The 26,462-nt window shown below is 55.5% G+C and carries 27 protein-coding genes and 1 pseudogene; 16 read left to right on the top strand and 12 right to left on the bottom strand.

The features are described 5' to 3' along the window. Positions 1–127 precede the first annotated feature (127 nt). The 4 genes and pseudogenes from HS1genome_RS08370 to HS1genome_RS08385 all read right to left on the bottom strand — a co-directional run. Positions 128–1,087: pseudogene (locus HS1genome_RS08370) on the bottom strand (MFS transporter); the annotation flags it as partial. A 307-nt stretch (positions 1,088–1,394) separates the two neighbouring features. Next, a complete protein-coding gene (locus tag HS1genome_RS08375; protein WP_126450400.1) occupies positions 1,395–2,420 on the bottom strand; it encodes a Gfo/Idh/MocA family protein in 1,026 nt (341 codons plus the stop codon). Positions 2,421–2,450: 30 nt separating this feature from the next. Further along, positions 2,451–3,140 (bottom strand): sugar phosphate isomerase/epimerase family protein, encoded by a 690-nt coding sequence (locus HS1genome_RS08380; protein WP_126450402.1) that lies wholly within the window; start codon positions 3,138–3,140, stop codon positions 2,451–2,453. Beyond that, complete coding sequence (locus tag HS1genome_RS08385) at positions 3,137–4,258, bottom strand: Gfo/Idh/MocA family protein (RefSeq protein WP_126450404.1); 1,122 nt, start codon at positions 4,256–4,258, stop codon at positions 3,137–3,139. Before HS1genome_RS08385 ends, HS1genome_RS08380 begins: the two co-directional genes overlap by 4 nt. Before the next feature lie 225 nt (positions 4,259–4,483). On the opposite strand from HS1genome_RS08385, the gene HS1genome_RS08390 reads away from it, so the two are divergent. Next, the gene (locus tag HS1genome_RS08390) at positions 4,484–5,539 is read left to right on the top strand and encodes an aldo/keto reductase (protein ID WP_126450406.1); all 1,056 of its coding nucleotides are present in this window, start codon (positions 4,484–4,486) and stop codon (positions 5,537–5,539) included. Here the strand turns inward: HS1genome_RS08390 and HS1genome_RS08395 are convergent. From HS1genome_RS08395 to HS1genome_RS08405, 3 genes are read right to left on the bottom strand one after another with little or no spacing between them, the layout of a single operon-like run. After that, on the bottom strand, positions 5,533–7,041 hold the full coding sequence (locus HS1genome_RS08395) for a glycoside hydrolase family 31 protein (RefSeq protein WP_232018806.1): 1,509 nt from the start codon (positions 7,039–7,041) through the stop codon (positions 5,533–5,535). The genes HS1genome_RS08390 and HS1genome_RS08395 overlap by 7 nt on opposite strands. Next, the gene (locus HS1genome_RS08400) at positions 6,936–7,403 is read right to left on the bottom strand and encodes a hypothetical protein (RefSeq protein WP_145986052.1); all 468 of its coding nucleotides are present in this window, start codon (positions 7,401–7,403) and stop codon (positions 6,936–6,938) included. The genes HS1genome_RS08395 and HS1genome_RS08400 overlap by 106 nt, the downstream gene beginning before the upstream one ends. Further along, positions 7,346–7,558, bottom strand: coding sequence for a hypothetical protein (locus tag HS1genome_RS08405; RefSeq protein WP_126450411.1), 213 nt, complete (start codon positions 7,556–7,558; stop codon positions 7,346–7,348). The genes HS1genome_RS08400 and HS1genome_RS08405 overlap by 58 nt, the downstream gene beginning before the upstream one ends. A gap of 50 nt (positions 7,559–7,608) precedes the next feature. Between HS1genome_RS08405 and HS1genome_RS08410 the strand changes: the two genes are divergently transcribed. The 3 genes from HS1genome_RS08410 (at position 7,609) to HS1genome_RS08420 (ending at position 10,634) form a co-directional block, all read left to right on the top strand. Further along, positions 7,609–8,616, top strand: coding sequence for an aldo/keto reductase (locus HS1genome_RS08410; protein ID WP_126450413.1), 1,008 nt, complete (start codon positions 7,609–7,611; stop codon positions 8,614–8,616). Then, positions 8,617–9,627 (top strand): aldo/keto reductase, encoded by a 1,011-nt coding sequence (locus HS1genome_RS08415; RefSeq protein ID WP_126450415.1) that lies wholly within the window; start codon positions 8,617–8,619, stop codon positions 9,625–9,627. A gap of 68 nt (positions 9,628–9,695) precedes the next feature. Next, a complete protein-coding gene (locus tag HS1genome_RS08420; protein WP_126451383.1) occupies positions 9,696–10,634 on the top strand; it encodes a dipeptidase in 939 nt (312 codons plus the stop codon). A 605-nt stretch (positions 10,635–11,239) separates the two neighbouring features. Here HS1genome_RS08420 and HS1genome_RS08425 read toward each other — a convergent pair. After that, complete coding sequence (locus tag HS1genome_RS08425) at positions 11,240–12,514, bottom strand: winged helix-turn-helix domain-containing protein (protein ID WP_158613757.1); 1,275 nt, start codon at positions 12,512–12,514, stop codon at positions 11,240–11,242. A gap of 792 nt (positions 12,515–13,306) precedes the next feature. On the opposite strand from HS1genome_RS08425, the gene HS1genome_RS08430 reads away from it, so the two are divergent. The 8 genes from HS1genome_RS08430 to HS1genome_RS08460 all read left to right on the top strand — a co-directional run bounded on the left by HS1genome_RS08430 (position 13,307) and on the right by HS1genome_RS08460 (position 20,978). Next, positions 13,307–13,642 carry an ATP-binding cassette domain-containing protein gene (locus HS1genome_RS08430; RefSeq protein ID WP_158613758.1) on the top strand — a complete coding sequence of 112 codons (336 nt, stop codon included), beginning with the start codon at positions 13,307–13,309 and terminating at the stop codon, positions 13,640–13,642. 29 nt (positions 13,643–13,671) lie between these two features. Beyond that, positions 13,672–14,109, top strand: a complete 438-nt coding sequence (locus tag HS1genome_RS08435) for an AAA family ATPase (protein WP_158613759.1) — start codon at positions 13,672–13,674, stop codon at positions 14,107–14,109. A 103-nt stretch (positions 14,110–14,212) separates the two neighbouring features. Next, on the top strand, positions 14,213–14,806 hold the full coding sequence (locus HS1genome_RS08440; RefSeq protein ID WP_126450422.1) for a hypothetical protein: 594 nt from the start codon (positions 14,213–14,215) through the stop codon (positions 14,804–14,806). Between the two features lie 501 nt (positions 14,807–15,307). Continuing rightward, complete coding sequence (locus HS1genome_RS08445) at positions 15,308–16,327, top strand: AAA family ATPase (RefSeq protein ID WP_126450424.1); 1,020 nt, start codon at positions 15,308–15,310, stop codon at positions 16,325–16,327. A gap of 323 nt (positions 16,328–16,650) precedes the next feature. Then, complete coding sequence (locus HS1genome_RS08450) at positions 16,651–19,227, top strand: alpha-L-rhamnosidase (RefSeq protein WP_126450426.1); 2,577 nt, start codon at positions 16,651–16,653, stop codon at positions 19,225–19,227. Between the two features lie 12 nt (positions 19,228–19,239). Then, complete coding sequence (locus HS1genome_RS08455; protein WP_126450427.1) at positions 19,240–19,470, top strand: hypothetical protein; 231 nt, start codon at positions 19,240–19,242, stop codon at positions 19,468–19,470. A gap of 210 nt (positions 19,471–19,680) precedes the next feature. After that, entirely contained in the window at positions 19,681–19,824 is a 144-nt protein-coding gene (locus HS1genome_RS12065; RefSeq protein ID WP_158613760.1) for a hypothetical protein, read from the top strand. A 152-nt stretch (positions 19,825–19,976) separates the two neighbouring features. Continuing rightward, positions 19,977–20,978, top strand: coding sequence for a Gfo/Idh/MocA family protein (locus HS1genome_RS08460; RefSeq protein WP_126450429.1), 1,002 nt, complete (start codon positions 19,977–19,979; stop codon positions 20,976–20,978). A gap of 22 nt (positions 20,979–21,000) precedes the next feature. Here the strand turns inward: HS1genome_RS08460 and HS1genome_RS08465 are convergent, their stop codons facing one another. Both HS1genome_RS08465 and HS1genome_RS08470 read right to left on the bottom strand, forming a co-directional pair. Beyond that, positions 21,001–22,128 carry a Gfo/Idh/MocA family protein gene (locus tag HS1genome_RS08465; protein WP_126450431.1) on the bottom strand — a complete coding sequence of 376 codons (1,128 nt, stop codon included), beginning with the start codon at positions 22,126–22,128 and terminating at the stop codon, positions 21,001–21,003. Then, a complete protein-coding gene (locus HS1genome_RS08470) occupies positions 22,119–23,081 on the bottom strand; it encodes a sugar phosphate isomerase/epimerase family protein (protein WP_126450433.1) in 963 nt (320 codons plus the stop codon). The genes HS1genome_RS08465 and HS1genome_RS08470 overlap by 10 nt, the downstream gene beginning before the upstream one ends. A 76-nt stretch (positions 23,082–23,157) precedes the next feature. On the opposite strand from HS1genome_RS08470, the gene HS1genome_RS08475 reads away from it, so the two are divergent. The 4 genes from HS1genome_RS08475 to HS1genome_RS12075 are packed head-to-tail and all read left to right on the top strand — an operon-like array spanning position 23,158 to position 24,269. Next, a complete protein-coding gene (locus HS1genome_RS08475) occupies positions 23,158–23,739 on the top strand; it encodes an ATP-binding protein (RefSeq protein ID WP_126450435.1) in 582 nt (193 codons plus the stop codon). Further along, positions 23,721–23,885 carry a hypothetical protein gene (locus tag HS1genome_RS12070; RefSeq protein ID WP_158613761.1) on the top strand — a complete coding sequence of 55 codons (165 nt, stop codon included), beginning with the start codon at positions 23,721–23,723 and terminating at the stop codon, positions 23,883–23,885. The genes HS1genome_RS08475 and HS1genome_RS12070 overlap by 19 nt, the downstream gene beginning before the upstream one ends. 34 nt (positions 23,886–23,919) lie before the next feature. Continuing rightward, positions 23,920–24,105 (top strand): hypothetical protein, encoded by a 186-nt coding sequence (locus HS1genome_RS08480; RefSeq protein WP_145986053.1) that lies wholly within the window; start codon positions 23,920–23,922, stop codon positions 24,103–24,105. Beyond that, positions 24,102–24,269, top strand: a complete 168-nt coding sequence (locus HS1genome_RS12075; RefSeq protein WP_158613762.1) for a hypothetical protein — start codon at positions 24,102–24,104, stop codon at positions 24,267–24,269. The genes HS1genome_RS08480 and HS1genome_RS12075 overlap by 4 nt, the downstream gene beginning before the upstream one ends. 97 nt (positions 24,270–24,366) lie before the next feature. Here the strand turns inward: HS1genome_RS12075 and HS1genome_RS08485 are convergent, their stop codons facing one another. Next, positions 24,367–25,401, bottom strand: a complete 1,035-nt coding sequence (locus HS1genome_RS08485) for an NAD(P)-dependent alcohol dehydrogenase (RefSeq protein WP_126450439.1) — start codon at positions 25,399–25,401, stop codon at positions 24,367–24,369. A gap of 98 nt (positions 25,402–25,499) precedes the next feature. Continuing rightward, positions 25,500–26,408: a hypothetical protein gene (locus HS1genome_RS08490; protein WP_126450440.1), complete on the bottom strand. Its 909-nt coding sequence runs from the start codon at positions 26,406–26,408 to the stop codon at positions 25,500–25,502. Positions 26,409–26,462 lie beyond the last annotated feature (54 nt).

Consider the following 26,462-nt stretch of genomic DNA (forward strand, 5'->3'; position numbering starts at 1 on the left):
GCGCTCCCCTACTCTTTGTGAGCAATATGGTCACCCCAATCAAAACCAGGGGTATCGAAATGGTCACTAGTCCCAACCTATACCCAAGGGAGGCTAGTGTTGCCCCGACGTAGAGCGGCCCCACAACGTTGGCGATCGGGAGAGCAGCGTTGTACACTCCGTAGGCCGTTCCCCTCTTATCGCGACTAACCAGTTCGGAAACGATGGAGGAACTCGATACGCTGAATGACCCCCACACCAGCGAGTACGAACACATGGTAAGGAGGGCCGAAACCCAGTTGAAGGCAGCTGCGTTAACTGTTAGGTACATCGCTCCCAAGAGTACGCTCACTCCCATTACCCTCCACGAGTTCCCCTTCCTGAGGACCCTGGAGAAAAGGAAAATCATTGGGACCTCCAAGGCGGCCTCCACGCTTAGAGTCGCTGTAGCGAAGGCGGTTCCCGTGTGAAGGTGGAAGGCGAAGAAGGCGGGAATGTAGAGGTTCTTGGCCACATCCGTGAAAAGGAACAACACGGTAACTAAGGCGAAGAGCCAGAAGGATCGAGGGATGCCTCCCACCTTTACGTCCACTTCAGCTGTTGGAGGCGGGCTCCTGTTGGTGGCGAGGATGAGCAGTAACAGTATAGCCGACGTCAGGAATATTGGAGTGACGTTGAACTTCTCCAGCACGTAGCCCGTCACAGCAGTTCCTAGGGAGTAGCCAAGGGAACCTCCAATCCAGAAGTAGCTCATTCTTGACCTGGAGTCTTCCGCCTCACTGACCGAGGCCATGGCTGCGGGAATTACACCGGGAGCGAAGGCGTTGGCCCCCACAAGGGAACCCACTAGGACCGGGACAGGAGGCCTTGTCGCGGCCAGGAGGTAGGACACCGCCCCACCGACGGTAGTGATCCACACCACCTTGGACCTCTTCTCGTGGGAATCCGCTACTCTCCCCCACAAAAGGGTAGAGACGAAGCTGCTCGCCGATATCCCAGAGAGAGCCACGCTCACAAGCAGAACTCCTACCCCTTCCTCCTTGAGGTAAAGTGGAACCAAGGGGTAGACCAGACCTATGACTACCGCGTAAAGAAAGCTAAGCTCCATCTGTTCGAACCTTTTGAACCTCAGGTCTATCGAAGTGAACTTTGAAGAACCGAAATAATAGGGTTTGCCTCCAATGCTCGCTGAGGGGTTGTCCTTCGTCACGAGCGTTCTCTAAACCTAAAAGGGCGGGAAAGGGCAGGCTTAGGTGAAGGGAACCGCTAGCCCATCTCGGTGGATATATGGGGACGTGCATGGTGTCTTCTATCGTTGGAGGAGAGTACGTTCTGGTGGAGCTGGGGAACAGTGGAGGAGTTTCGGTCGAGCTACTTTAATTACTCGAGAACTTCAGGAGGACGGTCTAAGATATCTAGGGTGGCTCCCACTTGCCAGTCCTCACTGACTTGTAGGCAGCGTCGATTATCCTGTTGACGGTTAGGCCATCCCTCAAGTTCTCCTTGGGGTTTTCGCCGGCTTTCATGGAAGTGAGGAAGTGTCTCATCTCCTCCAAGTAACCGTAAAGCTCGTGCTCCCTCCACACCGGGTACATCCATCCTCCCCTGATGTCCGCCTTCTCCACAACGTAGTCTACCTTGTCCGAGGCCGTGGTGAAGAGCCTCATGCCGGTCTCCCTCGTGACGTCAACGAAGGCCGACCCATCGGTTCCATATACCTCGTATCTGAGGTCCAATCCCCCTTTCGCGGTCCAACTATTCTCTGCCTGTCCCAGTCCACGGCCGAACTTCATGAGCACCACGCTGTTGTCCTCAGCCTCCGTCTTGCCCCTGTGCACAGTCAGTTCCCCCCAGGCCAGCACCTGGGAAGGCTCGATCCCGAAGAGTTTCCTCGCCACTTCCACCGAGTGACACCCCATGTCTAGGAGGGAACCTCCGCCCGATAGGTTCCTATCCCAGAACCAACCACTGTGTGGACCAGAGTGTGCCTCCCTCGACCTGACCCAGACAACATCCCCAAGCACCCCTGAATTGAGGAAATCCCTGAGTCTGACTATTTGGGGTATGAAAACTTGGTTCTCAGCGTATCCGTGCAGAACTCCGGCCCTCTCGACTGCGGCCAGCGACCTCTCGGCCTCCTGAGAGTTGCGTCCGAGCGGCTTCTCCACTATAACGTGCTTTCCCTCCTCGGCACACCGCGTTACGGCCTTTTCGTGAAGGAAATTGGGCAGGGCCACCAAAACCACGTCCACTTCATTGTCGGAACAGAGTTGCTCCAAGAAGGAGTCTCCCTGGTAGTACTTCCCTATACCCCACTTCTTAGCGAAGGCCTCCGACCTCCTGGAGCCCACCGCTACAACTTGGGCGTTCAGTTCCCTGAGTGAGGGCATGTGAAACGTGTCGACGACGAACCCAGTCCCAAGAACTCCGAACCTGAGCATATGTAACTCTTACACTTGGGTAAAAACAGCTTACTCCAGGGAGGCCCTTACGAAAGCGAGTGACTGGTCCACTCCCCTGATTGGGTCGTCTGGGTCGGCCTCGTACTCTATCATTACCAACGGATCTAGTCCACTTTCCCTTAGTGCCCTGAGGAACTCCCTCACCTTCAATACACCCGCTCCCACTGGGACGTCCTCTTCCTCTGAGTTAAGGTCCTTCACGTGGACGTCGAAGAGTCTCTCTCCGTACTTCTCCAGCACCTTGAAGGGATCCTCCTTGGATCTGGCGAGGTGGCCCAGATCTAGGCAGAGGCCAAGTCGTCTGTCGTAAGACTGGAGGAGCTCCCCGGCCGACAGCGCCGAGCCCCACCTGTGCTTAGGGCCGTGGTTGTGTATGGCCACTCTCACGTCGAACTCCTTGGCCAACTGGTCGACGGTCGGAAGGGACTCGGGGGAAGGGTCTGCAACTAGTACCTCCACTCCACCCTCCTTGGCGAACGAGAAGAGCGAGCTCAACCCCGTTCCCTCCATCTTGTTCACCCCGTGAGAGGACACGCTCACCCTGTCCGATACCTCCCTCGCTAGTCGTGCTCCTTCTATATTGGGAGGAACGTGGGCTGGGTAGGCCTCCAACACCTTAAGTCCTCTGAGGGAACAGTACTCCACAGCCCTTTGGAAGCCCAATTTCCTGAACGTGTAGCTCTGCACTCCTATCCTCATCCTCTCACCTCAGCTCTAGGTTTGGAGTCCCCCCAACCCAGGTCCTTCGAAAGCGAACTCGGTACCTCGACCTCCACCTCCGCTCCCCTTTGGGCCGACCTGTAGATGGCATCCATTATCATCAGTTCGAGAGCTCCTTGCTCCGCGGTTGTACCTGGGAAGGGCGCCACGTCCAGACCCGAGGCCACGGCCTCCGAGAACCTCCTCCATATGTCCAAGTAGAGGAACTGCTGACCTTGAATGGGCTGTGAATTCAGGAACTCACCGTCCAAGGTGGTCATGAACGAGAGATCGTTTCCCTCTAGGTCGACTCCTCCTCTGTCCCCCATCACTGCCACATGTCTCCTGTCAGCCTTTATGTAGGAGGCCCAACTGGCCTCTACGAACATTGTCATACCATTGGCGAAAGTCACCATGCCGAGGGCCGTGTCCTCTACCTCAGTCCTGGTGGACCTCTGTGTCTTCGGGTAGTTGGAGAACATCTCAGGTCTGTCCGAGAAGTTCTGGTAAGTTACACCCTTAATCTTGACAGGGATGGGGAAGTCGCTTAGAAACATGGCGAGGTCTATGACGTGGGAACCTATGTCGAAAAGGGCCCCACCCCTCGCTAATTCCTTGCTCACGAAGGTCGGACCGGCCGGGAGGCCCCTCCTCCTCACGTACTCGGCCCTCGCGTAGTAGATCTTCCCCAACCTTCCCCCCTCGAGGAACTTCCTAGCTATCAGCGTCCCTTGTCCGAAGCGGTGCTCGTGACCCACCATGAGGATCCTGGCCTTCTTCCTAGCTAGGTCAGCCAGGGTCAGAGCGTCCTCGACTGTTGTAGCCATGGGTTTCTCTACGTAAACGTGGGCTCCAGCGTTCAGAACGTCGGAGGCCACCCTGGCGTGGAGGGTGTGGGGAACTGCCACCAGAACGGCGTCCGGTGATTCCCTAGCCAACATCTCGGAGTAGTCCCTGTAGGCTCTGACGCCGAACTTCTCTTGAAAGAGTTTGAGTCTCCTCTCGTCGACGTCTGCCACCGCAACCAGTCTGACCGTCTCCAACTCCCTTATGGCCGGGAGGTGTCCCTCCTGCACCCAACTACCAGCTCCTACACTACATAAGTTAATCGTCTTCATCAGGGAAGAGTGGACACGCCACTAAAAAATGTTTCTCGGCACCGTAGTTTCACTCAGGTAGTCGGTATAAACCGTTCTCAACGAGGTCCAACGTAGGAGTCCTTGAAAGCATTTTTAAAAGGTATATGGAATCGCCGTGACAACCGACATTCGACGACTTTAGTTTAACTTCCATCCAGGTTAGTCCCAACCCTTATTTATCCTTAAGTCAATGATAGGTTCAGTATGAACTACTCGAACTTCGGCGAAAGTGGTCTTAAGGTCTCTACACTCTGCCTAGGTCTATGGCACCTCCCTCCCTCCAAGGAGGTGGACCAGTTCGGCGTCCCCAAGGTGGACGAGGAGCTCTCTATTAAGATAATAAGGAGGGCGGTCGACTTGGGAGTGAACTTCATCGACACGGCAAACGTATACCACGGAGTCATGCAAGGCCCGGACTGGAGACACACGGGGAACGCAGAGAGAATTTTGGGGAAGGCGCTCCAGGGTATGGACAGGGAGTCTCTAGTGATTTCAACCAAGGTGAGGGGTAGGGTGGCCGATCACCCCAACGGTGAAGGGCTCTCGAGGAAGCACCTCATGTGGCAGGTCAGAGAGTCGCTGAAGAGAATGGGGTTGAACTACATCGACGTTTACCTGATGCATAGGCCGGATCCGTCTACGCCGATTGAGGAGACTCTGGAGACTATGGCAGACCTGGTGAGGCAAGGCCTAGTGCACTACGTGGGAGAGAGTTACTTCTCTCCAGAGGACGTGCCGTACATGGTGGAGGTCTCGAGGGACCTCAGGCTACCGTTCCTCGTGATGCAAGAGCCCTACAACTTGCTGGAGAGGGAGGCGGAGGTGGATAAGTTCCCACTGGCTAGGGCTTACGGGCTCGGAGTCATGGCTTACATACCCCTGGCCCAAGGAGTCCTCACAGGAAAGTACGCGAACGGCGTGCCCGAAGGCTCAAGGGCCACGTACGTTCCGGAGATCTCGTCTCGCTACCTAACGAGAGAGACGCTGGACGCACTCAAGGAGTTTCACTCCATTGCCCAGGAAGTCGGAGTGAAGGACGCCCAACTGGCCTTGGCCTGGATACTGAAGAGGGCTCAGCAGGTGGGAGTGACGGTGGTCCCTATAATAGGCTCAACCTCTCTGGCACAACTGGAGGAGGACGTGGAGGCAGTGGACGTTAAGCTCTCCGACGACGTCATGAAGAGGCTCGACGAAGTCTCCAGGAAGGCCAGGGTCAACTGGACAGTGAAGTACGATAGAGTGAAGAGAAGGGGTCACTGAACCTCAACTCTAATTTCCCTCCCCACATACCTCAATTCAGTCCACACTCTCCCGCCTACAAGGATGCGGAACGTGTGTTCCCTCCTCAAATTCCCTATGGCGTCCGAGAGGCGAAGCTCTCCTTCCGACCGGGTGATTGGAACGACTTGGTATTCCCCTTTCTCGTAACCTAGGCCGTCTCCCTCGTCCTCGTATAGCTCCGACGAGGAGCTGCCCTCGCCGTAGAGCCTTAGTTCGAGCGGGTCCTGTTCCAGGTCAGCACCCTCAATAGGTCGACCGAGGGGGAGAACGGATCCACCTCTGACGTGAAGGGGTATCCTGTCTAGCGGGACTTCCACTTCAACACTCTTTCCGCCCTCCACTTCCTCCCACGTCCAGAAGTCGTACCACTTCCCGCGGGGAATGTAAACCTCTCTCCTTCCGCCCGGGAAGGTGATGGGACTCACCATCAAGGACGGACCGAACATGTATTGGTCGTCCACGTCGAGCACTTCCTCGTCTTGGAAGTCGGCGGCCAGCGGCCTCATCATAGGTGTCCCCTTCGTAACCTCCCACGCCGCAGTGTAGATGTAGGGAAGGAACCTATACCTGAGCTCTATGAGGGACTTGACGATCTCTTCGTCTTTCCCGAACCTCCATGGTTCCTTAGGATAGGACGTTCCGTGCACTCTCATGACGGGGCAGAACACCGACCAGGCGAGCCACCTCAAGAATATCTCCCTGTAGGACTCGTCGGCCGGATCCCCACTGAAGAAACCTCCCGTGTCTGTGGTCCAATAGGGGTAGATGAAGGAGAAGTTGATCCCAGCCTGTACCTGTGCCTTGAGGACTCCCCAGTCGTGGTGGATGTCACCCGACCAGACGATGGCACCAGTCCTGTTCTGTCCCAGGTAAGCAGATCTCGTCAACACGACCGGCCTGGTGGAGTACTTGGACTTCCAACCCTCATAAACTCCGGACGTGTGAAGGAGAGGGTAGGCATTGACGTACCTAGAGCCCCTGCCTGCCTTCAAGACGGAGTCCCTAAGCCCGGTGTAGAAGGTGTACGTACCCCTGTCCCCTCCCGTAGGCTTGAAGAACTCTGGCTCCGACGCGTCGAGCCATAGGCCGTCGAAGCCTCTCGACAGGATCCTCTGGTCCACCAACTCCCAATAGGCCCTCCTTCCCTCTGGAGACGAGGGATCGTAGTTCAGGCTTCCCGGCACCAAGTGAGGCCGAAGTTCCTTCACCACATCAGTGGACACACCGAAGTTAGACCACACAGACACGATCACCTTCACTCCCATCCTATGTGCTTCGGTTGTCATGAGGGAAGGGTCTGGGTGGGTACTCTCGTCGAACTTGAGGGCGTTCCAGCCGTACTTTCCCCAGTACATCCAGTCCTGAACTACCACGTCTATGGGTATCTTCCTCCTCCTGAACTCAGCCACCACCTCGAGCAGTTCGTACTGCGTCGCGTACCTTTCCTTCGACTGCCAGTAGCCGAAGGCCCACCTGGGCAGTAGAGGTACTCCCCTGTGAGCTTCCAGTAGGTGGACACGACCCTCTTGGGGTCGGGGCCGTATATCACGTAGTAAACGAACCCGTCCACGTCTTCCGCCTGGAAGTCCACTGTCGCGAACCCACCCTCAGGCCTCCCCACCTTAACCCTGCTCAGGGAATAGACGTCCCAGACTATCCCCACTCCCCCATCGCTAACCAAGACGGGCAGGGCTATCTCTCCGTTCCTCTGCACGAGGGTGACTTCCCGATCGGCGTAATTGAAGGTTCCAGGGTGTTGGCCAAGGCCGTAGAAGCCTCTCCCCTTCAATCTGAGTCTCTGTCTGACGCCGTGGTCCACTGTCCTCTTCGTCTCCTCCGCCAACAGACCTTGGGGGAAAGGAACTGCAACGTCCCCTCCTTCCTGAAGTTAAGTTCCGCCTCCCCCAGCAATGGGGCTCCTGTGAAGGCCAGCGTCAGGTGATCTCCGACCGATACTCGCAGGGCGTTTGGGGCGACCCTCTCAACTAGTTCCTCCACTTTCACAAGTTAACCGGTCAAGTTAAAAGGGGTGACGCCAATTGGACACCATGGAGTATAGATTCTTAGGTAAATCTGGACTCAAAGTCAGCGAACTGGCCTTGGGCACCATGACCTTCGGTAGGGAGGCCTCCAAGGAGGAGAGCTTCAAGATGCTGGACCTCTACGCGTCGGAGGGAGGTAACTTCATCGATACCGCCAACGTCTACTCCAACGGGAAGTCGGAGGAAATAGTGGGGGAGTGGCTCAGGGGTAAGGACAGGGAGGACTTCGTGGTGGCCACGAAGGTGAGGTTCCCAGTGGGTCAAGGTCCCAATAGGGCAGGACTCTCGAGGAAGCACATTCTCTGGTCCGTGGAACAGAGCCTGAGGAGACTCAACACTGACTACCTCGATCTGTACCAGTTCCACGCCTGGGACGACTTCACTCCCCTCGAGGAGTCCCTGTCCACTATGACAGAGTTAGTGGAGGCGGGGAAGGTGAGGTACGTCGGTGTGAGCAACTTCACGGGATGGCAGCTACAGAGGGCCGTAGACGTCACGAAAGAGCTGGGACTGCAGCCAATCGTGTCAATTCAGCCCCTGTACAACCTTTTGGACAGGTACCTGGAGCTGGAAGTACTACCCGTAGCTCAAAGGGAGGGAGTTGGGGTCATTCCCTGGAGTCCGCTCAGGGGAGGGTGGCTCACGGGCAAGTACAGGAGGGGTATGCAGGCCCCGCCAGAAGACACTAGAATAGGGATAGCTGAGAAGTTCGGGTGGTCGGAGTCCTGGAGTAGGTATAACAACGAACGCACTTGGAAGGTTGTGGATAGGTTGCTCGAGGTATCGAAGGAGGTGGGAAGGGAACCATCCCAGGTGGCCCTACGCTGGCTCCTTCAGAGGGCTGGCGTCACCGCGCCTATCGTGGGAGCTAGGAACGTGCAGCAGCTCAAGGTCAATCTGGGCGCTGCTGGGTGGGTGCTGGAGTCCAAGTACGTCGACTTACTGACTGAGGTCAGCGAACCCGAGCTGTTCTATCCCTACGACTTCGTCCGGAACGCCCAGAGGAGGAGGTAGTTGAGGTACGTTAACCTCGGGGGAGCCAAGGTCTCCCAGGTATGCCTGGGCACTTGGCACCTCCCTCCCTCCAAGGAGGTGGACCAGTTCGGCGTCCCCAAGGTGGACGAGGAGCTCTCCATTAAGATAATGAAGAAGGCGATGGACCTTGGGGTGAATTGTATAGACACAGCTAACGGTTACCACGGCGTCCTCCAGACTGAGGAACCACACCACGTTGGGAACGCGGAGAGGATCGTGGGCAAGTTCCTCTCCCAGTTAGACAGGGAATCTGTCTTCCTTGCCACGAAGGTCAGAGCGCCCATATCTCCGAGGCCAAACGGGGAGGGGCTCTCCAGGAAACACGTGAGGTGGCAACTGAGGGAGAGCCTGAAGAGACTCAACACCGACTACGTGGACCTGTACCAGCTCCACTGGCCGGATCCCACTGTTCCCAAAATGGAGGTGGCCACTACCCTCTACTGGGCCCAGAGCCAAGGATACGTCAACTACCTAGGACTCAGCAACCACCCCGCTCACGACGTGGTTCAGTTCGACCATTTGCTGAAGTCCCTCGGCTCAGAAGGTCTATCCTCGGTCCAGGACCCCTACAACTTGCTGGACAGAAGGTTCGAGGAGTCTAGGGCGGTCACCGCAAAAGAGCTCGGTCTCACTCTCTTGGCTTTCGTTCCCACGGCTCAGGGTGTATTGACGGGTAAATACCTTGCCGGAGGGAGTTGGAAAGTTCCGGAGGGGTCGAGGGCTACTTACGTGAAGGAGGTAGGTAGGTACTTCAACGATAGGAACTTGAAGGTGGTCAAGGAGGTGGTGAGAGTGGCCGAGGAAGTGGGCGCCACTCCTGCTCAGGTTGCCATAGCTTGGGTAATCGGGATGGGAGAAGCGATGAGTGTGAAAACGATCCCACTAATAGGGGCGACCAGGGTGGAACACGTGGAGGAGGACGTGGAGGCAGTGGACGTTAAGCTCTCCGACGACGTCATGAAGAGGCTCGACGAAGTCTCCAGGACGTGAGCGTTCTACCGTCCACCAAGGAACTGAGGGAGAAGCGAGCTTATCTCTCAGCGATGCAATTTCCACCAATGAGGTTCGTGGACCTTCACCAGGACTTCGCCTTCTCCTCCTTCGCTGGGAGGGATGTGATAGGCGGAAACGTTCAGTCCAGTTTGAAGTCACTTTCCTCCTTTCAAGAGGTCGTAGTGTTTGGGTCCCTCTTTCCGCACGTCTACACCGACGACGAGAGGGGCGAAGCGCTTACGGCCTTCTACACGACACCCAACCAGGCAACCTTCTCCTCCGCCGACCTACTTTGGGCGGGGATCAGGTTCTACCTATACTTGGAACGGAGTGGTAAAGCGTGCTTAGTCAGGTCTCTCTCCGATGTTAATGGAGACGGGGTTAGGATCCTACTTTCTCTCGAGGGAACGGACGTCCTCAGAGATCCCCTAGATCTTTACCCGCTGTGGGAGCTCGGGGTTAGGGCAGTGGGGTTAACTTGGAATTACGACACCAAGTTCGCCGCCTCCCGCAGGTCGAAGAGGGACTACGGACTTACGGGAGAGGGTGAGGAGCTTGTGAAAATCGCCAACGGGTTAGGGATGATATTGGACGTGGCCCACTCCAGCAAGAAGACCGTAATTGACGTATGCTCCGCCTCCAAGAGGCCGGTGATCGCGTCCCACGCCAACGTCTCGAAGGTGAAGGAGCACGGCCGAAACTTAGACGATGAAGAACTGGAGGCCATAGTTAAGACCGATGGGGTGGTCGGGATCACCGCGATTCCCCCTACTCTTCCAACAAATGACCTGAGGGGATTGTTGGAGAACATGAATTACGTAGGAGAGACGTTCGGATGGAGACACGTAGCCTTGGGGACGGACTTCCTAGGAATAAGGGAAGAGAACCTTCCCCAGGGGTTCGAGGACGTCTCTAAGGTCGTTGATTTGGCGAGAGAATTGGAAGGTAGGGCGGAGCAAGTTCTCTGGGAGAACCCAATTAGGGTGATCAGGGCTCACCTTTAATTTCCTCTACGGGACCGCGAAATTCCGAACGTCGTTCGCTTCACCGAGCAGTTTGACAAATTCCCCCAGAGATCTCGGAAGAGTAGCTCGAGATTCGTCAAGCGGTTTCCTAGTGCGAAGTTGAACCTCTCCGGCCTGCCGCCTTAGTTGACTTCGCCTGCCGGCTGACTTCCTCCCCACCTTGTTCCCCTCCAGAGGCTGATCGTTACCTCCGTCTATTCCGGGGTGGGTCTCTATAGGGAGCAGTCGGATGACTCATAGAACCACCCTCATTCGAATAGTACTGGAGTTCCATAGGACAGAGCTCTAGTACCAACATAGAGGGGAACGTCAGTTGCTCCTTCCCCGATCCCGTCGAGCTAGGGGAGGAGAGTCGTCAGCGCCATTAATAGGTGTACCAAAAAGTGGGATTATGATATTCCGTCCAAGAGAGGCTTTCCGCTTCTCAACTGGCGATAAAACTTAACTACACTCATCTATGTGGAAGACCGAGCCTTTACATCTATAATAATCACGTCAATGGAAGGGAGGTGACACAAGGTGGGAAGGCTTTCCGCGTCTCAGTCCTGGGTAAAAAGGAGCTAGCGTTAATTGTTGGCTTCGAGCTAACCTCGTGACTCTATTTTTCCACTCTCCGCTTCCCTGAGCTCTAGGAGGCCTCCCCTGACCTTCGCCTCAACTTCCACCTTTCCGCCGATACCTTCTCTCTGTTTAAGTGTGGAGTATAACATGCCCCCCTTTCTATCCACTGAAACGACGATACCTACCTGTTCCGGAACGTCTAGAGCCAGAGAGGCGACTCCACCTTCTAGGTCCATGTACACCTTAGAGTTTCCTCGAATGTCGGTGAAACGAAGTAGGCCTGTTAGCTGTCCTCCAGATACCGCGATCCTCATCTCTCCAGGCACTAGGTCAATTCTACCTACTCCTCCGTCCATTTCCACATTAGCTCTACGAGGTGAAAGTCCCATCAACTCAGCCACTCCCCCCTCCATCTCTAAGTCAAAATCCACATCGGCAGGGTGGGTCACCAGCACGTTACAACCCTCGAAGGACAGGGCGAGTTCGTCATTGCTCGTGGAAATCTCGAAGTCGTCTGGGTCCTCACAGGAGGCCCTCACGTGAGGTGCACCTTCCCTCACTTCCAGTGTGCCGCCCTCCATCTCCAAGGTGAGCTTGCCCACCTGTGGAATGTCGGTGTTGTACACTTCCCTCAGGCTCTTCTCCACCTTAGGGGAGCCAAGTAGGGGGGAGCCAAGTAGGGCGAACCTCAGGACCTTGTCGACGAAAGACGGAACTCCCAACATAGGAAACGTCAAGTTCTTCCCCATGGGATCCGAGACATTCAATACGTCCCTGCACCTGGGCTCTACTACGACTCTCAAGGATTCTGGACACGTCACTGTGACCACGTCCTTCACCTCCTCCAGTACCTCCTTGAGCTTCCCTGGATCCATTTCCTTGAAGTCCACGAAAACACAGTCAGTCACTACCAACTTCCTTCCCTCCTTGAAGAGCTCGTCCACGAGGTCTTGCGTGACTTCCACCATCATTCTATCTCTCAATATCAATGGAGTCATCTCCTTCCTTTCCAATGGTTCGACGCTCTCCTCCTTTTGAGTGGCCTCAGTACTTCCTGATACTCCCTTCAAGCTGAGTATCACGCCATACGCTCTTCTCCCCAGATCCGTGAGCCTGTAAGAGTCCTTGACCTTCTCAATCAGTCCCTCGAGTTTCCTCATGTGGAAGGCCAGTGCAGGGCTCTCTATTGAGAGCTCGTTCATTATTTCCGAGAAGGTCATCTCTTTCCTCTCCCCGAGAAGTAGGATAACCTGCCTCCTTACTGGGTGCGAGACCGCCTCGAATATCCTGTCGTCCATATGGTGCATGGTAGACTTTACTATTATATTTTGGCGAGTGAAGTGGACTTAACTTACGAAGCTCAAACTTATCGACGATTAGGGACTTAGGTGACATTCACGCTGTAAAGCGGAGTTTACAAAGAAGTGGGGGTTAAGGGGGCGCAAAGCCTCGCCTCTCACGGCGGGGACGGACAGTCCCCTTATGGAAACCTTTTTACGGTCATCAAAATACTATTTCTAAGACCTCTACTGTGAGAGCTGGGTCGCACCCTAGGGGCTGGGGGAACTCGCGCCCGTGGAGAGGAAACCCTCCGTGACCCCCCTTCCGTACTGTTCACAGAAAGGTTCCACGGAACCTCCGCTACCGAAGGGGATCGAGGTATCTCTGAGGAGCGGGAAATCCCCACCGGGAGATGCCCCTCCGTGAGGGCGGGGTAGTTCACTGATATGGTACTATGGGGTGTAAAACTTAGCCGCCGGTAAAGGACGGCCCATTGGAGTAGTTAACACGCCCTTGGAAAATCTCTTACGTGACGTTACCACTCCGTAGCTCGATGGCAACGGAGAAGATGCGCTGCCATCCCCCCACCCGAAGTCCAAGGGAACTCGACGACGTATCCCCTAGGGTTAACCCATCTATGGTTGTTATCCGTGTTAGACCTGCCTATACGTAACCTCGAACCATCAGTGGGAACCACCCAGGAGAAGGAACCCTCACTGACCGCTAAGAAGTCGGATCTCTCTCATCTCCCCCAGTAAGTCCCCCTTTACTTTTCGGCTAATAATTGTAAATTCGAGTAACAGTAGATCGTGATTCGCGCGGAAAACGTTTGGAAGTCCTTCAAAGGGAAAGTGGTCAACGAGGGCGTTTCCTTCGAGGTATACGAGGGAGAGATAGTTGCCTTTCTCGGCCCGAACGGGGGAGGGAAGACGACCCTAATGAGGCAGGTGTACGGCGAGCTGAGGAGCGATAGGGGCGAAATATCCGTAGACGGACTCTCCCCCTACCACGCCTTGGAGTTCGTGGGGGTTGTTCCTCAGGACGTCCGCCCAATCGATGGTCTGAAGGCCTCAGAACACGTCTACGTAAACGCACTCATTAGGGGATTCCTCGAGATAGGGCCTGGGCCAGGGCAAGGGAGCTGATCAGGAAACTCGACGTTGAAGACAAGGCGGTGGACAAACTCTCCGTGGGGAACAAGAGGAAGGTATTGATCGCGTCGGCCCTGGTTAACGATCCGAGGTACCTCGTCCTGGACGAACCAACAACTGGACTAGACCCTAAGTCGAGGAGGGAACTGTGGGACCTGTTGATAGGCCTCAAGGAGAAGGGGAGGGGAATACTCTTAACCACACACTACCTGGAGGAGGCCGAGTACCTAGCGGACAGAATATACTTCCTCAATCGGAAAGTATTGCTGAGCGGGAAGACGTGGGAGCTCAGGAGCAAGCTCTCCCTCAAGTACGAGGTTGTCAACATAAGGACGGGGGAGAGGTACAAAGTCGAACGGAGCGAACTACCTCAGTTCCTCTACAGGTGCGACTTCGACTACGAGGTCAGGGTGAGGAGCCTCGAGGACGTGTATAGGGAGGTGGTGGGGAACGGAAGTTAGGCTGAGGAAGTTCCTCGGGCTAGTTGAGCTGGTAGCGAGACAGAGCAAGGCCTACCTCGCCACCAGCCTCTTCTACGGGATAATGTTCCCGGTCGCCTTCATTGTGTCTTTCGAGACATCCATCAGGAGCGCGCAGGTGTTGGCCGGGACGTTGACGATGTACATCTTCCTCAACACTTTCATTGGATCTGCCCAGAACACCGCTTTTCTGAGGTACTCAGGAGGAATGAGCCTGATCTACGTCACGAAGACGCCGAGGTGGATGGTGACCCTGAGCTACGTCACGTTCCAGCTGGCCGCTACCGTTCCGATGGCAGTGGTGTTGGTACTACTGGGTGAGTCCCTGGTCCCCATCCACATCTCGTGGCCCCCTCTAATCTGCACCTTCGCTTTGGGTTCCGCCTACTCCTTCCTGCTAGGGACAGCCATGGGGTTAACGACTTCCGTGAGGACAGCGAACCAACTTTCACAGGTGCTGGGTTGGACGTTCGCCTTCTTCGCCCCCACGTTCGTCTCTATTTACTCCCTCCCCGTACCACTCAGGTTACTCTCTCTGGTGGAGCCCACCACTGCCATTGCCCAGGAGCTGGTCAGTAACCTGGAGGGACGAACGTCGTTGATCTACATCTTGTTAATGCTGGTGTACTTCCTCGTCTCGTTTATCATGTACAGGATCGCCGAAGGAAAGGTCAGCTAGCGAATTGAGGTCCAGATAACTGAGAAGTCGTTGAGGGCGTTCCAGTGAGATCAAACATCAATTTCTCTTCGTCTCAGGTTGACTGACCGCGAACCTATGAACCACCCTATGGTGACCCTCGCCCTTCGGGGGGAGATCAGGTGGATTGCGGTTAACTAATTTGTTGTGGAGACCTGAACGACTCAAGCGGAAATGTTTCACCAACTCAGTTCCTTAAGGGCGCGGTAGTTCAATTCGATGTGGCTTCCCGCTTAATTACTCCACCTTCCCACCCAGGATGGAGGTCCGCGGCAATTGTGGTTCACACTCCGCACGTTTCAAAACGTTGGTGGGCTACGGTGGCGGTCAACGGTCCAACCGGGGCAGGAAAACACGGAGCCTCAAATGTGTTGAAATGTGAAACCTACTCCGCGAGACGCTTCTCATCTTCCGTGCAGGACGCCGCTTCAACTATCGTAAGAGATATTAACTCAGGAGTGCTGAGTACTCAGGGGTGCTGAGTTGATTTTCGACGTCAAGCCCAAAGAGGACATGAGGGAGCTTCTCTTCAGAGAAAACGAAGCGAGGAAATTAAAGGAACTCGTGGAGAAAGGAGTGTGGGTAGTCGTCTTAGGCCCGAGAATGGTAGGGAAGACTAGCTTAATTAAGGTGACCTCAAGGGGGTTCAGGTCCATATACGTGAACCTGTGGGGAGCCAGAGGACTCAACGATCTTCTCGAGAGGTTGGTAAGAGGAGTTCCCCAGGACTCTCTAGGTAAGAGGATACTGTCAAGTATAGATTCTCTCACATTAGGTCCTCTACCGAACGCGACCCTTAAGAACAGGACCAGGGTTATAGTGGACATACTTGGAGAACTCGGAAGGCGGGGAAAAATTGTAGTAATACTGGACGAAGTTCAGGAGCTGAAGTCTGCTACAAAACCTCTCTGGGACCTCCTATCATACATCTTCTACACCTTCCCTGACATATCGTTTATCTTCAGCGGCTCTATGACCGGCCTCATACGGGTTATACTGTCTCCTCCAGAGGGATCTCCCCTCGTCGGTAGGAAGCCGGTTAAAGTAGAGCTCTCTCCATTCACGGATAGCCAGTCAAGGGAGTTCCTAAGGAGAGGGTTCGAGGAGGTCGGAATGCAGATTTCAGACGAAGTCGAGGAGATTACGGCCGAGCTGGACGGGGTTCCAGGGTGGCTGACCCTTTACGGTTACTTGAGGGTTCACCAAGGAGTGGGACACAGAGAGGCCCTTGAGGAGACCAAAGTGGAGGCTTGCAAGGTCTTGAGGGAGTCCTTCTCCCACTTCCTTGAGGATAAGAGGAATAGAGAGGTCTATTTTCAGGTCATAAGGCGGTTACCAGGTAGGTGGAGTGAAATTAGGAAGGGTCTCAACGTGAGCGACGAGGTGTTGAACCAGTCCCTGAAGTCCCTTCAGGACTGGTTCTTCGTGAAAAAGATCAACGAGGTCTACGACGTCCACGACAGGATGATCAGGTACTGTGCCCTGAATGACCTTCTCGGTTGAGATTGTGTTTCCTCAGGGTCTGAAAAGCGAAGGAGCAACAGTGATTGTCTTGATGTGCTGGTAATTCGAGTTTAACCTTACTGAGGGTTAAGGGGACGGAAGTCCCCTTCCGTGAAGACGGATAGCCCCTCATATTTAAATGCATCTTTTTCTAAACAACTTTTTTAGGATCCCAACACGCCTCGAGGAGGTTCGTTATGAGTACCCTAGTTAGTGTTATAAGGAGGAGACTTACGTCCCTCCCCAGGTAGGAGATCCTGAGAGAGAATCCCACCCTAATCCGTACTTAAAGTCTTTTTACTCTCACAACTCTCAAGTGTCTCATGTCGGTTCAGGCTCCAGTGGAGCTGAGGTGTGAGTACGTAGTTAATCCAGTAGGGGTGGAGGGGAGGCCTAGGCTCTCCTGGGTGGTACAATGCCCAGAAAGGGGAGTCAGGCAGAGCGCCTTCAGGTTGATCGTGAGCACCTCTGAGGAGGTATCCCTCAAGGAGGTGGGAGATGTCTGGGATTCCGGTGAGGTGAACTCTGAACTCAATGAGGTGCGATATGACGGCCCTCCACTGAGAAGCAACTCGAGGTATTTCTGGAGGATCAAGTGGTGGGACTCGAGGGGGAGAGAAAGCCCGTGGAGTACCGTAGCCTACTTTCACACTGGCCTGCTCAAGGAAGAGGACTGGAAGGCCTCCTGGATATCAGGTGGGAAGCTCCTCAGGAGAGAGTTCGACGTCCTTAAACCGGTGAGGTTGGCCATGGTCTTCGTGACGGGCCTCGGATACTACGAGCTCAAGCTCAACGGGGAGAAGGTCGGTGACAGGGTCCTGGACCCAGCTTGGACGGACTACTCCAAGAGGGTCCTCTATGCGACTTACGACGTGACGTCGATGTTGAGACGCGGGAAGAACGTGCTCGGCATCATGCTTGGAAAGGGGAGATACGCGAAGGAGTATGGTTACGAGGACAGGAGGGTGGCAATACTACAACTAGAGATCGAATACACTGACGGAACGAGGGAGAGAGTAGTTACCGACTCCTCGTGGAGATCCTCTGACGGCCCCATAGTCGACGACGATCTCTATAATGGGGAGGTTTACGATGCGAGACTTGAGAAGCCACACTGGGACTCACCAGGGTACGACGACCGAGACTGGAGGGAAGTGGAGGTAGTGAAGGGACCCGAGGGGAAGCTGAGGTCGAGCACACTTCCACCTATAAGGAGGGTCAGGACCATCCAACCCCTCAAACTTCTTGTCCCCAGGCCTGGGGTTTACGTTTTCGACATGGGCCAGAACTTCTCCGGCTGGGCCAGGTTGAAGGTGAGGGGACCGAGGGGAACTGAGGTTAGGCTGAGGTTCTCCGAGCTCGCGGACGAGAGGGGCAACCTGGACAGGAGGAACCTGAGGAAAGCCATGGCCACCGACGTGTACGTCCTGAGGGGAGGAGGAGAGGAGATCTACGAACCTCACTTCACCTATCACGGCTTCAGATACGTCGAGGTCACTGGCTACCCTGGAGTGCCCACGCTGGACAGCGTTGTTGGTGTCGTCGTGCACTCCGACGTGGAGCCCACTGGGTCCATAGCGACCTCCAATCCCCTCGTCAACTCAATACATCGAGCGGTGTGGTGGGGGCAACTAAGCAACCTCATGGGGGTTCCAACCGACTGCCCTCAGAGGGACGAGAGGATGGGTTGGACTGGAGATGCTCAACTCAGCGCGGAGGAGGCCTCCCTCAACTTCTGGATGGTCCCCTTCTACGAGAAGTGGGTCGAAGACATTCTTGACGCTCAGGCACCTGACGGCATGGTTCCCGGTGTTGCACCTCCCCACTGGAGGGTTCCTGGGGACCCAGCGTGGGGGACAGCCATCGTTGTGGTGCCGTGGACTCTTTACCTGTACTACGGGGACGTTACGGTACTCGAGAGGGCCTACGACGGAATGAGGAAGTGGGTGGAGTTCCTCTTCTCTAAGGCGGAGAGCTACGTACTTAGGTGGGGAACGTGGGGTGACTGGTGTCCTCCATCCCACGTTCACCCAGTGGAGACTCCACTGGAAGTCACATCCACTTGGATCCTGTACAGGGACTCACTGGTCCTCTCTGAGGTCGCCGGGGTGTTGGGCCGAGTCGAAGACCAGAGGAAGTACGGCAAGCTGGCCTCCATGGTCAAGGAAGCCTTCAACTCGGCGTTCCTCAAGGGGGACCACTACTCCACTGGCAGCCAAACGTGCGACGTACTTCCCCTCTACTTGGACATGGTCCCTGAGGACAAGGTGGAGGCGGTGCTGAATCACCTCCTAAGGGACGTTCAGGTCAGTCACGACAACCACCTGAATACTGGTATTCTAGGCACGAGGTACCTGCTGGAGACCTTGAGCAAGTACGGAAAGTCGGACGTGGCCTACGCCATAGCCACTCAGGAGACCTACCCTAGCTGGGGATACATGTTAAGGGAGGGGGCAACTACAGTGTGGGAGAGGTGGGAGTACCTGGCTGGAGAGGGAATGAACTCCCACAACCACATCATGTTAGGGACGGTCGATGCGTGGTTCTACAGGAACTTGGCTGGGATAAGGGTGCTTGAGCCTGGTTTCAGGAAGTTTCGGGTAAGGCCGGACTACGTGGACCTGAAATTCGTGGAGGCGTCGGTGTACACGCCCCGCGGGAGGGTGGAAGTGAGCTTGAAGAGAGGAGAAGGGACCGAGATGAGGGTAGTGGTACCTGTTGGCAGCGAGGCCGAAGTCAACGTCCCACTCACCGGGATCTCGGTCAAAGAAGGAGATGTGGAGATAGTGAGAGGTGGCGAGGTGAGGACATCGACAGATGGGATTAAAGACATCAAAGTTGAGGACCGTTACCTAAAGGTCGAAGTGGCGAGTGGGACCTACCAGTTCCAGGTGTACTGAGGTCCCCTACAATTGTCGACTACCCCAACTGTGAGTCCCTTCTCCCCCGGCGGAGAGGGGTTGAGCTTCACCGTTCGCGTCCCTCTCCCCGCATCGGAGCGGTTAGGGGATCCCACGACGGCGGCGAGGGACCGCTCCTACTGGACTCCCTTCAACCAGTTAGCGTGGAGAGCGTACGGTCACACGCATAGGTTGGACGACTTCGCGGACTACTCGTCTACTCTTAACCCTAATCTCTTATAGAAAAGCTTTTTATAATAAAAAGCTAACAATTTCTGACCCTAAAGAGCTAGGTACACTAGGTATTGGGGAATTCCTTTGAAGGCGAACTCTCCGTAACTCCTCCTCCGTACGGCTCACGGAACGGTCCCTGGAACCTCTTCTCCCGAATGAGAATCGAGGTCTTCCGAGTAGAGTGAATCGTCGCGATGACGCCTCGTCCGTAAAGGTGCAGTGTTCACATACGACTTCAGACTAGCTACCTCAAAGGTGCTCATGGACGAGGTGAGTGTGAAGGAGGCACCTCTCAAGCGAATGTCAATGAGGTGCCCACTCGACGAACTGCCTGGGTGGTGGAGGTTCGCGCTTGAGGAGTAGGAGCCGCCCCCTGTACCAAAGCGAAGCTTTAAAGCAGAAGCCCCCTCGTGTCGCCGGAGTAGTTCGCGAAGTCACGTTCAACTTCCTCACACACTGAGGATTTTAGCTTTGGGTAGAAATTTTTATAAATCTCGTTCAACGCCCTCCTATCTATGATAAGAATAGGTATAATAGGATGTGGCGGTATAGCCAACGCACACGTACTAGCCTACCTTCAACACTCGGAGAGGGTGAAGATACAGGCTCTAGCCGACGTCTACGTGGACGCGGCTGAGGGTTTGAGAAGGAGGTTTAAACTTGAGGCCCAAGTTCACCACAGTTACGAGGAGTTGTTGAAGAGGGAGGACGTGGACGCGGTAGACATCATGCTCCCTCACCACCTACACTGGAAGGCAGTAATGGACGCCATAATGGCTGGTAAGCACGTGTTGGTGGAGAAGCCCATGTGCGTGACTCCTGCCGAGGCGGACGCCGTTGTTGACGCCGTTAAGGCAGCCAAAACCAAGCTCTTGGTGGGTCACAACCAGGTCTTCTCTCCAGCCGTGAGGGAGGCGAAGAGAATGATAGAGGAGGGATACGTGGGGAAATTGTTCTCCGTGAGGACACAGGATTGCTTTAAGGGAAGGATTGGAGGATGGAGGTTGTCCAAGGAGAAGATAGGCGGAGGAGAACTCATAGACACCGGTTACCACCCAATGTACCTCCTAAGTTACCTATCCGCATCGAAGGTCTCCTCAGTGTACGCCGTGACGGGTAAGTTCTTCAATTTGGAAATGGAAGGCGAGGACACCGCCATGGTCCTTGTGAACTTCGCCGATGGTTCATTGGGCAGCGTGAATACCTCTTGGGCTTACGAATTACCTCCAGGGGACAAGAGGTTCGCGGTGGCCGGGGAGAAGGGACTCCTCTACGGAGATCTGTTAGTATTGGGATACAAGGTACCTGGAATGGGAGAGGCGAGGAGGGAGTGGCCTACTGTGAGGGATCCGTACACGGATACATTCATTTACGAGATCTCCCACTTCCTCGACGTCGTGGAAGGAAGGTCAGAGCCCATTCAGGGACCGGAGGAGGGCAGATCAGTGGTGAGGTTGGTGACTGCTGCATACAGGTCTGTCGCCGAGAAGAGGGCAGTGGGGCTTGACGAGGTCTGACCTCATCCCTAACTCGACAAACTCACGTAGTTACACTCTCCCACTTTCCGGTCTCAGACGACTTCGCTATCTTATCCATAACGACGGCCGTCCTCCAACCGTCCTCGAAGGTGGCGGCCTCCGGTCCCACGCTCCTGTCCTCAGAGACCCTGAGCGTGAAGTGGTAGAGCTCGTGGGTGAAGGTGTGTTCCCACCCCAACACGTGTCCAGGAGGCCACCAGAACCTCATATAGGGATGGGTGGATTGAGTGGCCAGGACTGTTCTGAATCCCCTCGTTTCCCCGTCGGAGGTGTAGTATACCTCCAACTCGTTAAGTCTTTCCAGGTTGAACCTGAGGGCCCCCTCACTACCGTTTACCTCCAGGGAGAGGAAGTTATCATGGCCCGTCGCCATTCTCGAAGCTTCTATGACCCCACTGGCGCCGTTCTCGAATTTGACCAGGGCTTGAAAAGAGTCGTCCACCGTGACCTCTTCCTCGTTAAGGCCCTGGGGACTAGGCCTTCTCCTCACGAAGGTCTCAAGGTGCCCCTTTACTTCACTCATCTCGCCGATCAAGTACCTCGCAAGGTCGATCACGTGACTTCCTAGGTCACCGAGCGCACCGTAACCCGCGAGCTCTCTCTTAAGTCTCCAAGAGATGGGAGCCTTGGGGTCGCTCAACCACTGCTGCAGGTAAAGCCCCCTGAAGTGATATATCTTACCGAGGGATCCTTTGGAAAGGATTTGCTTCGCGAGTACTATCGCTGGGACGAACCTGTAGTTGTGGGCGAGCATGTGTATCGTCCCAGCCCTCTTGGCCGCCTTATACATCTCGTAGGCATCCTCGACGGTGTTGGCAAGCGGCTTCTCACAAACTACGTGTTTGCCGGCTTCAATGGCCTCCACTATGGGCTCCCTGTGGAGGTAGTTGGGCGCGGTGTTGTCCACCACCTGGACCTCAGGGTCCCTGACCAGTTCCCTGAAGTCGGTGTAGGTCCTCCTGTAGCCGAACCTGGAGGCCACTGCCCTAAGCGCCTCAACGTTCCTACCGCTCATTGCCACCAGTGACGGAGTCAGGGGAGAGTCGGTTAGTTCGGCCACGTTCCTCCACCCCAGCGAGTGGGCCCTCCCCATGAAGCCGTACCCTATTACGCCTACTCCTAGGCCCACCACGCCTCACCGGGCCTCTCCTTGAGTTGGACCTGCTTCAGGAGCTGTATCGCCTTCCTGAGCCCCTCCTCCGGGGACGTGAAAGCGTCCTCGTGCTCTATGCTCAGGACGTGGTCGTAGCCGTTGAGCCTGAGCTCGCTTACGAACTGCGCCCAGAACTCAGGACCGTGTCCGTACCCCACCGTCCTGAAGTACCAAGACCTCTCCCTGAGGTTCCTGTAGCTCTTCGGGTCCAAAACGCCGTTGACGTTGACGTTCAAGGGATCGACGTAAGTGTCCTTCGCGTGGACGTGGTAGATCGCGTCCCCCAGGGCCCTGATCGCCGCGATCACGTCTATCCCCTGCCAGAAGAGGTGGCTCGGGTCAAGGTTCGCCCCCACAGCCTTCCCCACTTCCTTCCTCAGCCTGAGTAACGTGCCCGGGTTGTACACAACGAAGCCCGGGTGCATCTCCAGGGCGATCTTCACGCCGTGCCTCTCCGCGAAGTCCGCCTCTCCTTTCCAGAACGGGACCACCTTCTCTTTCCACTGCCACTCCAGGACCTTCTGGAAGTCGTCGGGCCAAGGGCTCACCACCCAGTTGGGGTACTTGGCGTCCTCCGAGTCTCCTGGGCACCCCGAAAAGGTGTTGACCCTGTCCACACCCATGAGTTGAGCTAGCGTCACCGTATCTCTCTGGATCCTCCTGTGGGCCTCCGCCACCTCCCTGTTGGGGTGGAGGGGATTACCGTGACAGCTCAGGGCGCTTATCACTAATCCCCTCTCCTCGACCGCCTTGGCCAATTGCTTGGCCCTCTCTGGCTCCTTGAGGAGCCTGGAGGGATCGCAGAACTCGTTCCCTGGGTAGTTACCACACCCTATCTCCACGGCCTCTAGGCCCAGCTTTACGACCTCGTCCAACATCTCTTCGAACTTCATTCCTCTGAAGAGGACCGTAAATACACCTATTCTCATTATACGTTAGTTTGGCATCTAAATTTAAACTTTCCTCTAGAACGTCTGTCCTTCACTAGAGGGAAAATCTATTAACTTGGAGGGGTGTGAGTTGCTCTTCGACCCGAGGCCCGAAACGTCCAGGAAAGACCTGTACGACAGGGAGGGGGAGCTGAGGTCCCTTATCGAGGGCGTTAGGTTTCCCCTGACCGTAGTTTCGGGTCTCAGGAGGACAGGAAAGTTTTCCCTGATTAGGGTGGCCATGGGGGAGGACGTGGGTAACCTGTGGATGTACTTAGACATGAGGAAGTTCGAGGACTCTACCTTCATTTCTTACAGAGACTTTTTATGGACGTTAGAGGGAGAAATCAACGATGCCATCAGAAACTTTCCGAGGCTACTGGAGAGCCCGGAGAAGATAAGGGGACTCTCGATCTCAGGACTCTCAGTTTCGCTCGCTTGGGGAGGAGAGCTGAGATTCGCAAACCTGCTGGACGCCCTCCAGGAGTACGGGGAGGAGCACTCCAGGGACGTAATAGTGGTGTTCGACGAGGCCCAAGAACTTATCAAGTCGAGGGGGTTAGACCTATTGCCCCAGATTCCCTACGTTTACGACAACTTGAGGAGGATCAGGTTCGTGGTGGGGGATCGAAAGTTAGGATGCTCTTCAGGTTCCTGAGGGGGGAAGATCCGGACTCGCCCATGTACAGGAGAGCAGCGTGGGAAGTTTACGTGGGACCCTTCCCTAAGGGTGTAGCTAAGGACTTCCTGAGGACCGTTCTCAGAGAAGCGGGAATCGCATTCAGTGAGACTGAGGTGGGTTGAAGTTACTTCTAATCTGGGCGGAATTGGGGGTTGGTTGACCTACTACGGATTCAACAGGACGAGAATGTCCCACAGCGAGGCCCCTAGGAGGACCCTCAGGGAAGGGATCGAGATGGTCAGGTCGGAATTCTACGCCTTCCTGGTGGGGAGAGAGACTGCTAGGAGGAGGGGCTTCGAGGTCATGGCCAGTGCGGTGGCGGGTGTAGGTGGTCCGATGTGAAGAGGGCCGTCTCAGCAATGGAGGGCAGGGAGGTCAACGACAAGGAAGTCACTAGGCTGATCTCCAACATGGAGGAGGCCGGTTTCTTGGTCGAGGTAGGTGACCAGTATCTCCCTCCCGATCCAGTTGTAGGTCGAGCGTTTTCTACTCGACCGCAGAGCTAGGTCCCAACGTCGAGGGAGTCGACCTAGGGATTCGGGCTTAATGCGATTTCAACGAAAAGGACCGCCTCTCCGAAGTCTCGAGGAACGTTCAGCTCCATCAGGGAACCAACACCTGTCTGGCCGTCACCTTCGAGTACCTGAGGTTGTCTAAGGCCTGGTTGGCTTCCTCCAGTTTCATGAGTCTTGTGACCACCGGTTTCACCTTCCCCGCTTCCGCCAGTCTCATGATCCCTAAGAAGTCGTCGAGGTTACCCACCACGCTCCCGAGGATCTGCACCTCGCGCTGGGTCACATATGGAGCGTGATAGTTGATGTCCCCACCGTAGAGTCCTATTACTACGTATCTTCCCATCTTGTCGAGGGCGTCCACGAACTTTAGGGTGGAGTTGGAGCCCACCGTGTCCAATACGACGTTCACACCCCTTCCCTCCCCTATTCGTCTCACCTCCTCTACACCGTCCTTAGTGGCGTCAACCACGTAGTCTGCTCCAACCCTTTCAGCCTCCAGCAAGGCGTCCTCTCTAACGTCGACCCCTATCACCGTTGCACCCGCCACCTTCGCCACCTGAACCGCCATCGTTCCTAGCCCTCCTCCAGCGCCCAGCATGGCCACGGTCTCCCCAGGTCTCACCTGTGCTCTCTTCACCACGGCCCTGTAGGGAGTTATTCCAGCACACGGTAATGGGGAAGCTTCCCTAGGCTCCAACTTGTCTAACCTGAATAGGTACCTGTAGTTCGGCACTAGAACGTACTCCGCGAACCCACCGTCGACGGTCTCACCGAGCTTGACGGGGTTGTCGCATAGGTGCTCCTCTCCTATCCTGCAGTAGTGACAAGTGAGGTCACCCTCCCATGGATCTACTACCACCTTGTCCCCCTCCCTGAACCCCTTAACTCTGTCTCCAACTCTCGCGATCCTTCCACCTATTTCGTGCCCCGGCGTGACAGGTGTCCTGAGGCCCAGATCCCTCACTGATATCCTCCCGAACCGTCCCTCCACGAAGTGTAGGACGCTGTGGCACACTCCTGCACCCTCAACCCTGACCAACACCTCTTCTCCACGGGGTTCTGGAACTGGAACCTCCTCGAGCCTGAGGGGACTTCCGAATTCGATCAACCTCGCAGATAGCATTTAGTTAAGGTGCACCCTAATACCTAATAAGGAAATTGGTTAGGAAGTCACCGTCAGACTGCTTGCGACGACGGTTCTGCTCGTCTACTTAAAGCGGCTCACCTTAGAACGAGTTTCACTAAATAGTACACTGCCACCGACTCAGGCGCGTTTAGGGGGAGGAGCACGAGGGTTGCCAGCACCGTGAACTTGACGTCGAAGTCGTATATCCTGGCGAACACGGAGTCCGTCACCGCCGGGGGCATACTCGACTCTAGAGCCACCTCCCTGAGTGCCACTGGGTGTCCCTTGAGAAAAACGAAGTAGCCTAAAAGGACCACTATGACCACCGACAACACGGACCTCACTAAGGCGACGAACTTGAGTCCGCTCCTGTGTTCAGGCGAAAGCTCCAGCCCGACCACTCTAAGCGTCACCCCGAAGGAGAATATTATTAAACTCAGCGCCATCACTGTGGACAGCTGAACGACAGTATCCGGCACCTCGACGAAGAGGTGGACGATCCCTCCAACTACCACCCCCGCGATGGAGAGGCTTCCTTGCACATAGGTCCTGACTCCCGCACCCTTGGACTTACCCACGAGGAACCTGTAAGTGCCCATGGCCACTAGGGGCCTCAGGAAGCTAACCCCAGAGGCGAAGGTAGCAGCGAAAGAGTAGGTACCCTGAAGCACTAGGAGGAGGGAGAAGGGCAAGTTTACGCTGTTCATGAGGCAGGCCGCCAACACCACAGAGCCCAGGAGCGATCTTTCCCACCTCCTCCCGGCCACCAACGTCACCGGTATCACCAGGGCTAGGTAAGTGGCCAACAGGAGGTACATGTCGGCGTCAACCAAATCCAATCCCCTGTCCACCACCCCCATGAAGAATAGGAGTGGAATCAGGGCCCACCCGTTCAACGGGTTCAAGACCTTAAGTGACCTCTCCGTCCTTCCGTCGACGGTCGTGAGACCGTAGCCCAGGGCCCCGGCCAGGAGGAGCACCAGACCTTGTAGGTAAGGTAGCATTAGGAAACGGCCTCTCTCCTGGATTTAGGCGTTTCTGTAGCATTAGAGTTACAG

It is taken from the genome of Sulfodiicoccus acidiphilus (assembly GCF_003967175.1).
In the GTDB taxonomy this organism is placed as follows: domain Archaea; phylum Thermoproteota; class Thermoprotei_A; order Sulfolobales; family Sulfolobaceae; genus Sulfodiicoccus; species Sulfodiicoccus acidiphilus.